The following is a 13,609-nucleotide window of genomic DNA, read 5'->3' as shown; positions in this document are numbered from 1 at the left end:
TAGTACCATGCTTGAACAATACGACCTGAGCAACCTGATGGTACTGGATATTGAGACCGTACCCCAATACAGTAATTACGACGATATGCCTGATGCGTTGCAGGAGCATTGGGCGCATAAAACACAATACCAGCGCAAAGACGACACACCTAAAGAATTTTACGACCGCGCGGGTATCTGGGCCGAGTTTGGCAAGATCGTTTGTATATCAGTGGGGATATTTACCAACAGCGGCGGCAACCGGCCGGGCCTCCGGGTAAAATCATTTGCCGGGCACGATGAAAGGGAACTGCTGGCAGATTTTAGCAAGATGCTGTGCAGCCAGCCGCTAAGTCTCATTCTTTGCGCGCATAACGGCAAGGAGTTCGACCTCCCTTACATTTGCCGCCGCATGCTGATCAATGGTGTAACTTTTCCGCCTCATTTACAAATACAGGGCAGAAAGCCATGGGAAATACCCCACCTGGACACTATGGAGCTATGGAAGTTCGGCGATTATAAGAACTATACCTCGTTAAGCCTGCTTACCGCTATATTTAACATCCCTACCCCAAAAGATGATATTGATGGCAGCCAGGTTGGCTATGTTTACTGGGTTGAAAATGCTTTAGAGCGCATTTGCACCTATTGCCAAAAAGATGTGGTAGCAACCGCGCAGCTCATCAGGCGTTACCGCGGCGAGGCTTTGATAGAGGATGAAAGCATAAGGATAGTGTAGGATGCAAAAAAGCAGATTAATGCACCAAACCGCTACCCGCCTTTATGGTGTTATTGCATTATGGCACTTTATAATTTGTATATTAGTATTCATGAAAAACGAAAAAAAAGGCTTACAGGAACCTGGTGATCTGATATATGTTAATGAAACTGAAAGGTTAAGGAGAGATATGAACAGACCCGATATGGAAAAATTACAGCTTTTCACTAAAATGCTACGTACAAATTTGATATTAAAAAAAGCTGTTATCCGTCATAAGTAATTTATGGATATTTTAGATGATGAGTTGCTGAATTTTTGGCGCACTCTTAACTATAACGATGTAAGATATATAATGGTAGGTGGCTTTGCAACCCGTTTTCATGGCTTTAACCGTAATACTGATGATATAGATATGTGGCTTGAGGATACAGACACCAACCGGAAAAATTTGCGCAAAAGTTTTATTGAATTGGGTTACGGTGATTTTCCTTCAGTTGAAACAATGCAATTTGTAGCCGGATGGACAAGCTTTTATGTAGGGCAAATGATAGAATTGGATATCATGACTGATATGAAGGGACTGGAAAACCTTAGCTTTAATGAGTGCCTCAATTTAGCATCCGTTGCCGACCTGGATGGCATAATTGTCCCTTTCCTGCATATAAATCAATTAATAATTAATAAAAAAGCCGTGAATCGGCCTAAAGACCAGGTTGATGTTTTAGAACTTGAAAAGATTAAAAGGCTGCGACAAGGTGAATAACAAATGATGGAACATAAAGGCATATCCCTGCGTCCGTTTATAGGCGCTAAAGACTACGAAGTATCGCGCGGCTTTTACCGCGACCTGGGCTTTGAAGAAACCGTATTATCGCCCGATATGTGCGTATTTAAAAGCGGCGCGTTAAGTTTTTACCTGCAGAATGCATACGTTAAAGACTGGATAGATAACACTATGCTTTTTATGGAGGTGGATGATGTGAACCGGTTTTGGCAGGAATTGGTAGCGCTTGATCTTACACAGAAATACAACGTGCGCCTTACCCCCGTAAGAACCGAGCCCTGGGGTAAAGAATGCTTTGTGCACGACCCCTCAGGCATCCTTTGGCATTTTGGGGAGTTTAAAAAATAATCAGCTCCATGGTAACAAAAGAAGATCTGCAAGACCGGCATCTTGCCGCCGTAATTATAACCATGCGGCCGGAGGCCTTATAATAATGGTCACTCGGCTGGAGCCGAGCGACTGTATGAGATGATCGTTTAAAAAATACACCTACTCACCTATCAAATGGCGAAGGTATGATGCCGGGCTGTCTAAAAATGATTTGGTAAGATAAAAATGTTCGGTGTCCTGGTAAGTAGTCTCGCGCACGCCGCTTTCGTCGAACTGATAAATGGTGGCACCGGGATAGCAAATAAGCATCGGCGAATGGGTTGCTATCAGAAATTGGGCCCTGCCGCTTTTATCAAGCTGGTTTATAACAGATATAAAGGCGAGTATCCTGGCGGGTGAAAGTGCCGCTTCCGGCTCATCAAGGATATAGATTCCTGATTCGAACTGGTTATTAAATAAGGCTAAAAATGATTCGCCGTGCGACTGTTCGTGCAACGACCGGCCGCCGTAAGCATTCAATATCCTGCGGTCGCTGCGGGCCAACTCATCGATGTATGAAGCAAAATTAAAAAAGCTTTCGGCCCTCATAAAAAAGCCCTCTGTTATCCGGCGTGGTGTCCATGACAATTGCAGACTGGAAGCTAATGCCGATTCATAACCTTCAAACCGGTGCCCGGCGTTCAAGTTATGGTTGCGGTTACCCCCTCTAAGGCTAAATCCGCATTGCTCTGCTATCCCTTCAAGTAATGTAGACTTGCCCGAACCGTTCTCGCCTACAAAAAATGTTACGTTGTTTTTTAGTTCAAGTTGTAAACCATTATTAAGGCTCGAAATATGCTGCAAAAAACCCTCATTAAGCGGGGGAAGTGATATGCGTGATAAAAAAGGCATTACTGTATTATTTAACCATAACAAACTTACTACTCTTATCTGTTTTGCATACGGGAGTGTATATAATTATGTTGCTTTGCTTACACAGGTCGGCCCCATTCGGTTAACCCGATAAGGCATTTACATTTATTTTTCCCCACAAAGTCTATCTTTTTACTATAAAGTAACAAAGTAAATACAATTAATTTAAAGGGAGGCTTAATCTCACATGGTTAAATATAATCGCCCAATATTTATTTGATAATTAATAAATATTTCCTGACATTCATTTTTTTATCTACTTACTTTTTAAAAACTCCTTTATGAAGAAACATCTACTCCTCTTTCTTCTGTTGGTTAATTGTTGTGCTTTGCAGGTAATGGCACAAAGCAAAACAATAACCGGAACAGTCACCTCAAGCGCAGACAACCTCTCAATGCCGGGTGTAACAGTAAAGATCAAAGGCACCACCACAGCGGTAAGCACCGATGTTAATGGCCGTTATTCTATTAACGCTGCACCCGGTCAGGTACTGGTTTATTCTTTTATAGGCAACAGTCCGGCCGAACGTACCGTGGGTTCCGAAAGTGTTATTAACGTAGTATTACAGCCCGATTTAAAAAGTCTGCAGGAAGTTACCATAACCACCGGCTTTGGTGTAAGGCAGGAAAAGCGTGACCTTACATCCTCTGTACAGGTAATAAAAGGCTCGGCAGTGCAGGCCACCCAGCGCGAAAACTTTGTAACGGCCTTACAGGGGCGTGTGGCGGGGGCTAATATCACCAGTACCAGCGGGCAACCGGGCGCTTCGGCTTCGATTGTGCTGCGCGGGATAACTTCTATAGGCGCCAGCAACCAGCCTTTGTTTGTGGTTGATGGTATCCGTGTTAATAACGACGCCCTGAGCCAAAGCTCGCTGGCATCAAACGGCGACAACCGCCGGCAGGATTTTACCAACCGCATAGCTGATATCAACTCGGACGATATTGAGAACATCACCGTACTTAAAGGTGCCGATGCGGCCGCCGTTTATGGCTCTGACGCGGCTGGCGGCGCCATCATCATCACCACTAAAAAAGGCCGGAGCGGCAATGGCGCGCTTACTTACGATAACAATTTTAGCTTTGCTAAGGCTTACCGTTTCCCCGAGGTGCAAAATACCTTTGGCCCGGGTTCATCAGGTAACCTTGACCCGTTGGTAAGGACAGCCTTTGGCCCTGCCTACGCGCCGGGCACACAAACTTATGATAACGTCAGGAATATCTTCCAAACGGGTTTTACCCAACAGCACGACCTGGCGCTTGAGGGTGGCAACGAAACAGCCACCTACCGCATATCTACCGAATACAGGCATACCGGCGGTGTGCTGCCGGTAGCTTATAATGATAAGATATCGCTGCGCCTTGCAGGTTCGGCTAAATTAAGCTCAAAGTTATCCAGTAGTGCAAGCTTCAACTATTTCAATATAGATAACCGCAAGTTAAATAAGGGTAACTCCGGTACATACATTAATGCGCTGGCGTGGCCTACAAACGATGATGTGCGCAACTATCTAAACCCTGATGGCAGCAGGCGTACCTTATTGCCGCCCAGTATAAAAAATGTAACAACCGATGCTTCGGTCGATTTTGATAACCCTTTGTGGGATGCTCATAAAAACATCAGCCGCGACAAAACAAACCGTATGCTTGGCAATGTCGACCTATCGTTCGATGCGGCAAGCTGGCTAAACTTACGCGCCCTTGTAGGTATCGATTTTTATACTACAAACGGCAATAACCTGTTAAGCCAGTACAGTTCCTCGTATCAAAATTCGCCCTTAAACAGCTTTGCAGCAACTAACGGGATATCCACGGGCGGTATTATCGATAATTATAACGACAACAACCTGCTCACCAATGGGTCGTTATTTGCCACGTTTAAAAAGACCTTTGGCGATTTCAGAACAACGCTTGCCGTAGGTGCCGAGGTATACGATAACCGCGACCAGATCAATGGTTTTTATGGCGAGAAATTTTTGCAGCCTGATTTTAATACGATCAATAACACCACCCCTACTACACAGCGCAACTCGAGCAACTTTTTTGAGACGCGCCGCATAGGAGAGATCGCCCGGTTAGGTATTGTGTATAAGGAGATGTTGACCATTAATGCAACAGGCCGGCAAGATTACTCGTCGCGTTTAGCAGGTACACAAAAATCCAGCTATTTTTACCCGTCGTTTGGTGCAGGTTTTATCTTTACCGAGCTCCCTGCCTTAAAGGATAACAAAGTGCTATCCTATGGTAAATTGAGGTTTTCGTATGCCGGTGTGGGTAAAGATCCATTTGCGCCTTACAAAATCAAATCAAGTGTTATACAGCAGGCTACCACCGGTGGTGGTTTCGCTTACGACGTTACAGGTAACAACCCAAACCTGCGGCCCGAAAAGGATTACCAACTTGACTTTGGCGCAGAACTGCAGTTTTTTGAAGGCCGTTTAGGCGCAGATATCAGCTTTTACCAATATCGGGCGACTGACCAGATATTTGACCCGCGCATAAGCTACGGATCGGGCTATATCCTTGAATTTGTGAACGGCGGCGAAATAAAGAATCGTGGTATAGAGGCCCAGCTTACAGGCATCCCGGTTAAAACTCCAAACTTTACCTGGAACACCTTTGTAAACTTTACCCTTAACCGGGGCAAGGTGATAAACCTTGGCGATTTGCCCGAGTACTATAACTCTGATACCTGGGTGTATGCCAACGCCCGCGCCAGCATATTCCCCGGCAGCAGCTTAACCAATATCGCGGCCTATACTTATGCCCGTAATGATAAAGGCCAGATATTGGTCGATCCATCGAGCGGGTTGCCCATATCAAACAATACCTTTGTAACCGTAGGCGACAGGCAGCCTGATTTTACTGTTGGGTTTGGTAACTCGTTTACCTACAAATCGTTGAATCTTTCTTTCTTGTTTGATATACGCAAGGGCGGCGATGTATTTAATGCTAACGAACTGTTCCTTACCCGTTATGGTTTGAGCGCCCGTACGCTCGACAGGATGCAGCCGCGCATTATTCCCGGTGTATTAAAGGATGGCAACGAAAATTCGGCCAACCCAACGGTTAATACCATACAGGTTACACCATATTACCAAAACACCTATTACTCGGCCGCCATGGAATCGGATTTTGTGGAACACGATATCAACTGGCTGCGTTTGAGAGACATAACGCTGAATTACGCCATACCGCAAAGCGTGCTTGCACCATCAAAAGTGTTTAAAAGCGCGAGCATATTTGTTACGGCTACAGATGTGTTCATGCTCACCAATTACTCGGGGGCAGACCCGGATGTTAATGGTAACAATTCGTCCACAAGGGGTTCGGGTTCGGCCGGTTTTGATTACGGAACAGTGGCAACCCCGCGCACTATTTCGTTAGGTTTAAGAGTAAAATTATAAGCAGATAACCATGAAAAAAATTATATACACGTTTACTGCTTTACTTGCGATAAGCATTGCAAGCAGTTGTAAAAAATTCACCGATATTAATAATAACCCCAATGCACCAACCAATGTTGACGCAAGTACATTATTACCACCAATGCTGGCAGGTATGGCCCGGGGTAACTGGTACGACAGCCGATATATAGGCCAGTATGCGCAAATATGGGGCTCGCCAAGCGCTAATAACGTTTGGGACCAGGAAGGCTACGTGCCCGGCAGCGATTCGGGCGGTGAGATGTGGCGTACGGTTTATTTTAGCCTTGGGCAAAATGTAAACCTGATGTGGGAAGATGCCATGGCCAAAAAGAAATACGATTACATTGGCGTTGGTTGGGCGTTGCGCGCGTGGGGATGGCAAAATGGCGGCGATGAATATAATAACATGATCGTAAAAGAAGCGTTTGACCCTACAAAGCTTACCTTTAATTATGATAGCCCCGATTATGTGTATGCTGAGGTTGTTAAAGATTGCCAAAAAGCCCTTGATTACTTAAATCTGGCTATAAAAACCGATGGCAACACTTCTGCCGACCTGGCAAAAGGAGATTATATGTATTATGGCGACAGGACCAAATGGGTAAAGTTTGTATATGCGATACTCGCCCAGAATATGCTTCACCAAAGCAATAAGGCCACCTTTAATGCCGATCTTGTAAAGAAATATGCTGACAGCTCATTTGTAAGCAACGCCGATAATGCAAGCGTACAATGCACCGGTTCGCAATCGGGCGATGCAAATTTCTGGGGGCCCACCCGCGGAAACATTCCGAGCTTTCGCCAGTCGGATTATATGGTGAGGCTGCTTGACGGCCGCATATTGGCGGGATTGCCAACACAGGACAAAACCATGGACCCGCGTTTGCCCCTATTGCTTGCGGCAAGTAAGGATGGTGTTTATCGTGGTGTTGTAGCCCCCCTTGGCGACCCTAATACCGCTGATGCAAATACTGCCATACCGGCAATGGCCGGGGCTACTACAGCCAACTCGGGTACAGCGTCAGCAAAGTATATATTTAATGATAATTCCCGGGGTGTTTTGATGACTTACGCCGAGGTGCAGTTTTTCGCGGCCGAGGCGTTGTTTAAAAAGGGTGATAAGCCCGGTGCTTATGCGGCCTACATAAATGGTATTAAGGGCGCACTTGACTTTGTAAGCAACCCTCCTATCGGCAGTTCTTTAACAGGTACTCAAAACTATATTTCTGAATCTGCCAAAACCGCCTATTTAACCAGCGCGAGCGTACGCCAGGACCCTGCCTCGTTACAATTGAGCGATATATTACAACAAAAATATATTTCGCTGTTTGTGTGGGGCGCCCCAGAAGCATGGGCTGATATGCGCAGGTACGAATATGATCAGAACATTTTCCAGGGGTATGTAAAACCTACTACCATTTACCCCGCTAACGCAGGTAAACAGGTGTACCTTTTAAGGCCACGGTACAATTCTGAGTACATATGGAATATCCCTGCGCTTAAGCTCATAGGTGCCCTCGATCCTGATTACCACACTAAAAAACCGTGGTTTGTATTACCATAAACAATAACAGACATGAACAAAACGATATACATGGCGTGCAGCCTGCTTTTAGTTATGGCAGGTTGTACCAAAACAAAAATAACCCAACAGGGCGAAATGGCTACCGGCGCGCAAATAAAATTGATACACGCGGCGCCGGGTGTACCTGCTGTAGACGGGTTCGTTAATGATAAAAAGGTATCGGCGACAACCATTTATCCCGTAACCGATCAGGAAATAGTGACATCGATAACCACAGGCTTTAGTTATTTATCTGTTTTCCCCGGTTTAAATTACCTATCCGTGTCACCCGGCAGTACTGTTATTAAATTCACAGCCGCAACTTCAGATCCGGTATTAAAGAGCCCGCAAACTGTTGCACCCCAAACAGTTATTGGAGAGGTTACCCAGGCCACTAAAGATGGCTCTGCCTACTCGGCATTCTTAATGGGCTTGCCGGGTGGATCGGCCAATGGTTTAAAGGTTAAGGTGGTTGAGGATAAATTCCCGGCCCCGATAGCTAATAAAGCGTTTGTGCGCTTTGCTCATATGGTACCCAACGGCGAGGTTTTAGACCTGAACGCCACCTATACCCTGGCCGGAGGCACTGCAACTACGCAAACCGTAATACCCAATACAAGCTATGGCACGGTAACCGATTTTGTACCGGTAGATGTTAATCCTACAAGTACAACAAACTATAAATTCCAGATGGCTTTGAGCGGCACTGCCACCACCTTTGGTACTATAACCGCCGATATACCGCTGGCACCGGGCAGGTACTATACCATAATAGGCAGAGGGCTTGCTGCTGATTATGCAGTTCCGGGCACTTCTATTCTTTTAAGGGCATCTGCCAGGCCAAAATTGCCAACCACCGATCCTGTAACCCGTGCGCCTGAGATATATTTTAACGCCCCGGGCATTACTTATTACACCAATAAATAAAATTGCGCTAAATAAAAAAAGCCACCTTTTTGGGGTGGCTTTTTTTATTTACAAATTGGTGTAAACGTTACTGCCTGTTTAAATCAAACCTGTCGAGGTTCATCACTTTGTTCCAGGCGGCTACAAACTCTCTTACAAATTTATCGTGCGCATCTGCGCTTGCATAAACCTCGGCAACAGCTCTCAACTCGGAATTAGAGCCAAATACCAGATCCGCACGTGTCGCCGTCCATTTAACAGTCCCGGTAGCACGGTCGCGTCCTTCATAAACTTCTTTGCTTTCTGATATCGCTTTCCACGCAGTGCTCATATCAAGCAGGTTTACAAAAAAGTCGTTGGTTAACCGGCCAGGAGTTGAAGTGAATACGCCATGTTTTGATCCGTCAAAGTTTGTTTCTAATACCCGCATACCGCCTATCAGCACTGTAAGTTCCGGTATAGTAAGTGTAAGTAGTTGTGCTTTATCAATCAGTAATTCCTCGGTAGATACCGGCATTTTTGATTTGCGATAATTGCGGAAACCATCCGCGGCGGGTTCAAGGTAACCAAACGATTCAACATCAGTTTGTTCCTGAGATGCATCCATACGGCCCGGTATAAACGGAACGCTGATGTTCTTTCCTGCATCCCGTGCAGCTTTTTCAACACCCGCGCAGCCAGCCAGTACGATCAGGTCGGCAATAGAAACCTTTTTGCCACCTTGCTGCGCACTGTTATATTCATTTTGAATGTTTTCTAATACCGTCAACACTTTTTGCAGCTGTGGCAGGTTATTTACCTGCCAGTATTTTTGCGGCGCTAAACGGATACGCGCACCGTTGGCACCCCCGCGTTTGTCAGACCCGCGAAAGGTAGAGGCCGATGCCCAGGCTACTGTAACCAGCTCTGAAACCGACACACCTGACGCCAATATCTTTACCTTTAACACGGCAATATCAGTTTCATCAATTAATTGGTGATCAACCGCTGGTATGGGGTCTTGCCAGAGTAATACCTCCTGGGGCACGTCCGGGCCCAGGTATCTGTCGCGGGGGCCCATATCACGGTGTGTTAATTTGAACCATGCGCGCGCAAATGCATCTGCAAATGCGTCAGGGTTTTCCAGGAAACGCCTCGATATTTTTTCGTACACCGGGTCGAACCGTAAGGACAGATCGGTGGTAAGCATGGTAGGCTTATGTTTCCTGGTGGCATCGTAAGCATCGGGTATAATGTCGTCTGCATTTTTAGCCACCCATTGATGCGCGCCACCCGGGCTTTTGGTAAGTTCCCATTCAAAACCGAACAGGTTCTCGAAAAAGCTGTTGCTCCATTGAGTAGGCGTTTTAGACCAGGTCACTTCAAGCCCGCTGGTTATAGTGTCAGGGCCTTTGCCCGAGCCGTATTGGTTAGCCCAGCCGAAGCCTTGCAATTCCAGATCGACAGCTTCAGGCTCTTTGCCCACATGGTCTGACGAGGCGGCGCCGTGGGTTTTTCCAAAGCTATGACCGCCTGCAATGAGCGCAACGGTTTCCTCGTCATTCATGGCCATACGACCGAACGTTTCGCGTATATCCTTCGCAGCCGCAATGGGATCAGGGTTGCCATCCGGACCTTCGGGGTTAACGTAAATTAAGCCCATGTGGGCGGCCGCAAGCGGTTTTTCAAGGTTGCGCGAGTGTGTATCTCCATCCGCATCTTCATCAGATACTAAAACACCATGCCCCTCTACACCCGGCGAACCGTCAGGATAACGCTTGTCGTTACCCAGCCACGTGGTTTCAGAACCCCAGTATACCGATTCGTCAGCTTCCCACACATCCTGCCTGCCACCTGCAAATCCAAACGTTTTAAAGCCCATCGATTCCAGCGCAACATTACCGGCAAGTATCATCAGGTCGGCCCAGGAAAGCTTGCGGCCGTATTTTTGTTTTATGGGCCATAGTAATCTGCGTGCCTTATCCAAGCTAACATTGTCGGGCCAGCTGTTAAGCGGCGCAAACCGCTGTAAGCCTGCACCACCACCACCCCGGCCATCCGTTACCCGGTACGTACCCGCGCTATGCCATGCCATGCGTATAAATAACCCGCCGTAGTGTCCAAAATCTGCCGGCCACCAATCCTGCGAGTCTGTCATGAGTGCATACAGATCGGTTTTAACAGCTTGCAGATCGAGGCTTTTAAATTCTTCCGCATAATTGAAGCCCTCACCCATCGGATTCGATAAGGATGAATTTTGGCGGAGGATATTCAGTTTTAACTGGTTGGGCCACCAGTCGCGGTTGCGGGTACCGCCGCCGCCAACATTATGTTTCATACTGCCATTGTGAAAAGGGCATTTACTGATGTCGTTTGAATCGTTTTCCATTTCTTAGAGTTTGGTATTGGTATCTTGTTTATAATCGTTGTATCGGGACACTATATAAAAATAGGGGATTGATATTTATAATCATAATCAATAATCTCTATGAAGGGATAGTTAAAACTTATATAAGCTCGCTAAGCGCCTGAAAGTGTATAAGGCATAAAAAAAGCCGCTAACTTGCTCAGTTAACGGCTTCAAAAAATGTGCGGAAGAAGGGACTCGAACCCCCACGCCTCGCGGCGCCAGATCCTAAGTCTGGTGCGGCTACCAATTACGCCACTTCCGCGTTTGGTTTTTTAGAGTTGGCAAAGATAGCTTAAAAAGCTATACTTTAAAACGGAATTTTACTTTTTTCGTTATCTGCCTCATTACATTGGTGTTAATTTATCAATAAGGCCTTTAAAGTATGCTGGCGCATGTAACAAACGGCTACCATACCATGAAAACATTTCGCCATCAACCAGCACCACCTTTGCATCGGGCAGCAGCTTTTTAAACTCATCAATATGTTTTTTAGCGAATGGATAAGGCTCTGATGACAACAGTATAACCTGTGGGTTCACCTCTTTTATAGCCTCAATGGTAAGTTCGGGATACCTTGTTGCGTTAATCGCGTTTTCAAATCCGCATAATTGCAGCATTCTGTTTATAAATGTCCCGCTGCCCGCAACCATATAAGGTTTGCGCCAAATAAAGTATGTAACCCGCGTTTTTGCACCACCGGACTTTAAGGTTTGAAATTGGAGCGAAATTTTATTGGATATGCTTAACGCTTCAGTTAGCTTGCCGGTCACCTCTCCTACCTTGGTTATCATGTCAAGCGCGCCGTCCAGGTCGGTTATATCACTTACCCAAACCGGGTAATGCTTCATCAGTTCTTCTACCTGGCTTTGCTCATTTTCCTCTTTATTAGCAACGATCAGGTCGGGTTGCAGTTGATGTATCGCCCCGATGTTTAATTGCTTGGTGCCCCCAATTTTAGCCACCTGTTTAACTTTTTCTATCGGATGGATGCAGAATTTGGTTACGCCAACAATCCGTTCGCCTAAACCCAGATAGAACAGCAGTTCCGTTTGCGATGGCACGATAGAAATGATTCGCCGCGGCGCTGCCGGTAAATTAACGGCGTTGTTCATCTGGTCGTAAAAAACGGGCATAATAGATTAGCTATGTTATATACGCTAAGGTAATTTAAATTTCAGCCACCAAAAATTTGTAGTTTTGCATTAATGAATTACTTCGAATTTTACGGCCTGCCCGAAACATTTAAGCCCGATGCAGCACAGCTTAAAAAGCAGTTTTATGCTTTGAGCAAGCAGTATCACCCCGACTTTTTTGCGAACGAGGACGATAACAAACAGCAGGAAATACTGGAGCTATCAACCCTGAATAATAAGGCCTACCAAACACTTAGCGACCCTAACAAGCTGTTAGAATATATACTGAAGCTGCACGACCTGGTGAACGAGGGCGCTAAACCGCAGCTACCGGCAGATTTTTTAATGGAGATGATGGACATTAACGAGCGGCTGATGGAGATTGAGAACGCACAGCAATTTGGCGACATCAGCGCGGAAGTTGCTGCCATTGAGGGCGATATAACCGAGGAACTCAGCGCACTTACAAACGACTATGAAAACTTGAACGATACCGCCAGGGAAGACAGGCTAAATGATATTGCAAATATTTACTACAGGCAAAAATATCTGTTGCGAATTAAAGAGAGTTTAGATACATTTGCAGCCCGCTTCTAAGCAAATGACTTGCTTGATAAGTATGCCCAGCTGGCGGAATTGGTAGACGCGCTGGTCTCAAACACCTGTGGGAAACCGTGCCGGTTCGACTCCGGCGCTGGGTACAAAGCCTTGATATTTATATCAAGGCTTTGTTGTTTTAAAGAAGTGCGTTTTTCTTTCCGCCTTAAACCGGAACTTCATCTTTTAATTACATCTACAACACGCTCATAAGTTTTATTGTACACTTTTACATAGATTTGAGTTAGATGTAAGCATGTACTGAACCATAGTTAAATATAAGCCTATACCGATATGAAGTTACCTACGAAATTACTTATCCTTATAATACTTGATTTTCTCCTTAGTTGGTTTTGGATCAAACAAATGGATCCCGACCCAAGTATTTCGATTGGTATCTTAATAATAGTTCCATTAGTAATCGGTATAAATTTACTTCTCGCGTTATTGTTATACTTCACTAAAAAGGAACTTTCGAAACTTTTCTTGGTTAACGCGCTCATTTCAGCAATCATAGTCTACTTCGTCTTTGATTCAGGAATAAAGAGACATCAGCAAATAAGATATGAAAGTTGGGATTTCACAATCGGAGACACAGTATTTAAAATAACTCATATGAAATTGGACAGTACTTTTAGTATGAGTGAAAGCACTATGCCGGGATCTTCGACAAGTTTTTTGGATGGGGATTTCAGAAAAAAAGGGAATGAATATCATTTAATAACTGATTCAACAAACTATGTAATAAAAAATGGCTTATTATCCGGCTTTAAAAAAGATTCGACTTTTAAATTGACAAAGTTGGATGATTAACCTTGCTGTCGTTTTTTGGCGTTGTCGCGTAACAGCATGAAAGACAAATAATT

The 13,609-nt window shown here is 45.3% G+C and carries 12 protein-coding genes and 2 tRNA genes; 10 read left to right on the top strand and 4 right to left on the bottom strand.

The genetic code is table 11. The annotated features are described in order from the left end of the window. Window positions 1-7: 7 nt before the first annotated feature. From GWR56_RS16460 to GWR56_RS16445, 4 genes are all read left to right on the top strand, one after another. Window positions 8-718: a 3'-5' exonuclease gene (locus GWR56_RS16460; protein ID WP_162432300.1), complete on the top strand. Its 711-nt coding sequence runs from the start codon at window positions 8-10 to the stop codon at window positions 716-718. Between the two features lie 91 nt (window positions 719-809). Continuing rightward, complete coding sequence (locus tag GWR56_RS16455) at window positions 810-980, top strand: hypothetical protein (RefSeq protein WP_162432299.1); 171 nt, start codon at window positions 810-812, stop codon at window positions 978-980. A gap of 3 nt (window positions 981-983) precedes the next feature. Continuing rightward, window positions 984-1,463 carry a hypothetical protein gene (locus GWR56_RS16450; protein WP_162432298.1) on the top strand — a complete coding sequence of 160 codons (480 nt, stop codon included), beginning with the start codon at window positions 984-986 and terminating at the stop codon, window positions 1,461-1,463. A gap of 3 nt (window positions 1,464-1,466) precedes the next feature. Next, complete coding sequence (locus tag GWR56_RS16445; RefSeq protein ID WP_370463781.1) at window positions 1,467-1,832, top strand: VOC family protein; 366 nt, start codon at window positions 1,467-1,469, stop codon at window positions 1,830-1,832. Between the two features lie 141 nt (window positions 1,833-1,973). On the opposite strand, the gene GWR56_RS16440 is transcribed toward GWR56_RS16445, so the two are convergent. Further along, on the bottom strand, window positions 1,974-2,705 hold the full coding sequence (locus GWR56_RS16440; RefSeq protein WP_162432297.1) for an AAA family ATPase: 732 nt from the start codon (window positions 2,703-2,705) through the stop codon (window positions 1,974-1,976). Between the two features lie 302 nt (window positions 2,706-3,007). Between GWR56_RS16440 and GWR56_RS16435 the strand changes: the two genes are divergently transcribed. From GWR56_RS16435 to GWR56_RS16425, 3 genes are read left to right on the top strand one after another with little or no spacing between them, the layout of a single operon-like run. Then, on the top strand, window positions 3,008-6,133 hold the full coding sequence (locus tag GWR56_RS16435) for a SusC/RagA family TonB-linked outer membrane protein (RefSeq protein WP_162432296.1): 3,126 nt from the start codon (window positions 3,008-3,010) through the stop codon (window positions 6,131-6,133). Between the two features lie 10 nt (window positions 6,134-6,143). Next, window positions 6,144-7,718 carry a SusD/RagB family nutrient-binding outer membrane lipoprotein gene (locus GWR56_RS16430; protein WP_162432295.1) on the top strand — a complete coding sequence of 525 codons (1,575 nt, stop codon included), beginning with the start codon at window positions 6,144-6,146 and terminating at the stop codon, window positions 7,716-7,718. A gap of 12 nt (window positions 7,719-7,730) precedes the next feature. Next, the gene (locus GWR56_RS16425; protein ID WP_162432294.1) at window positions 7,731-8,645 is read left to right on the top strand and encodes a DUF4397 domain-containing protein; all 915 of its coding nucleotides are present in this window, start codon (window positions 7,731-7,733) and stop codon (window positions 8,643-8,645) included. Window positions 8,646-8,712: 67 nt separating this feature from the next. Here the strand turns inward: GWR56_RS16425 and katG are convergent, their stop codons facing one another. The 3 genes from katG to GWR56_RS16410 form a co-directional block, all read right to left on the bottom strand. Continuing rightward, the gene (katG, locus tag GWR56_RS16420) at window positions 8,713-10,992 is read right to left on the bottom strand and encodes a catalase/peroxidase HPI (protein WP_162432293.1); all 2,280 of its coding nucleotides are present in this window, start codon (window positions 10,990-10,992) and stop codon (window positions 8,713-8,715) included. A 201-nt stretch (window positions 10,993-11,193) separates the two neighbouring features. Then, window positions 11,194-11,275: transfer RNA gene (locus tag GWR56_RS16415), tRNA-Leu, on the bottom strand. An 82-nt stretch (window positions 11,276-11,357) separates the two neighbouring features. Continuing rightward, entirely contained in the window at window positions 11,358-12,146 is a 789-nt protein-coding gene (locus GWR56_RS16410; protein ID WP_162432292.1) for a helical backbone metal receptor, read from the bottom strand. A 72-nt stretch (window positions 12,147-12,218) separates the two neighbouring features. On the opposite strand from GWR56_RS16410, the gene hscB reads away from it, so the two are divergent. The 3 genes from hscB (at window position 12,219) to GWR56_RS16395 (ending at window position 13,556) form a co-directional block, all read left to right on the top strand. After that, a complete protein-coding gene (gene hscB / locus GWR56_RS16405) occupies window positions 12,219-12,743 on the top strand; it encodes a Fe-S protein assembly co-chaperone HscB (protein WP_162432291.1) in 525 nt (174 codons plus the stop codon). A gap of 24 nt (window positions 12,744-12,767) precedes the next feature. Then, window positions 12,768-12,847: transfer RNA gene (locus tag GWR56_RS16400), tRNA-Leu, on the top strand. Window positions 12,848-13,037: 190 nt separating this feature from the next. Continuing rightward, on the top strand, window positions 13,038-13,556 hold the full coding sequence (locus GWR56_RS16395; protein ID WP_162432290.1) for a hypothetical protein: 519 nt from the start codon (window positions 13,038-13,040) through the stop codon (window positions 13,554-13,556). The last annotated feature ends 53 nt before the right edge of the window (window positions 13,557-13,609 follow it).

The organism is Mucilaginibacter sp. 14171R-50 (assembly GCF_010093045.1).
Taxonomy (GTDB): Bacteria; Bacteroidota; Bacteroidia; order Sphingobacteriales; family Sphingobacteriaceae; genus Mucilaginibacter.
The sequence above is the reverse complement of the archived record's forward strand: the minus strand, read 5'-3'. Positions and strand labels throughout refer to the sequence as shown.

Bases quoted from the DNA above. Each gene is read 5' to 3' on its own strand.
- GWR56_RS16460 (WP_162432300.1), top strand. From the start codon at position 8: ATGCTTGAACAATACGACCTGAGCAACCTGATGGTACTGGATATTGAG.
- GWR56_RS16455 (WP_162432299.1), top strand. From the start codon at position 810: ATGAAAAACGAAAAAAAAGGCTTACAGGAACCTGGTGATCTGATATAT.
- GWR56_RS16450 (WP_162432298.1), top strand. From the start codon at position 984: ATGGATATTTTAGATGATGAGTTGCTGAATTTTTGGCGCACTCTTAAC.
- GWR56_RS16445 (WP_370463781.1), top strand. From the start codon at position 1,467: ATGATGGAACATAAAGGCATATCCCTGCGTCCGTTTATAGGCGCTAAA.
- GWR56_RS16440 (WP_162432297.1), bottom strand. From the start codon at position 2,705: ATGCCTTTTTTATCACGCATATCACTTCCCCCGCTTAATGAGGGTTTT.
- GWR56_RS16435 (WP_162432296.1), top strand. From the start codon at position 3,008: ATGAAGAAACATCTACTCCTCTTTCTTCTGTTGGTTAATTGTTGTGCT.
- GWR56_RS16430 (WP_162432295.1), top strand. From the start codon at position 6,144: ATGAAAAAAATTATATACACGTTTACTGCTTTACTTGCGATAAGCATT.
- GWR56_RS16425 (WP_162432294.1), top strand. From the start codon at position 7,731: ATGAACAAAACGATATACATGGCGTGCAGCCTGCTTTTAGTTATGGCA.
- katG (WP_162432293.1), bottom strand. From the start codon at position 10,992: ATGGAAAACGATTCAAACGACATCAGTAAATGCCCTTTTCACAATGGC.
- GWR56_RS16410 (WP_162432292.1), bottom strand. From the start codon at position 12,146: ATGCCCGTTTTTTACGACCAGATGAACAACGCCGTTAATTTACCGGCA.
- hscB (WP_162432291.1), top strand. From the start codon at position 12,219: ATGAATTACTTCGAATTTTACGGCCTGCCCGAAACATTTAAGCCCGAT.
- GWR56_RS16395 (WP_162432290.1), top strand. From the start codon at position 13,038: ATGAAGTTACCTACGAAATTACTTATCCTTATAATACTTGATTTTCTC.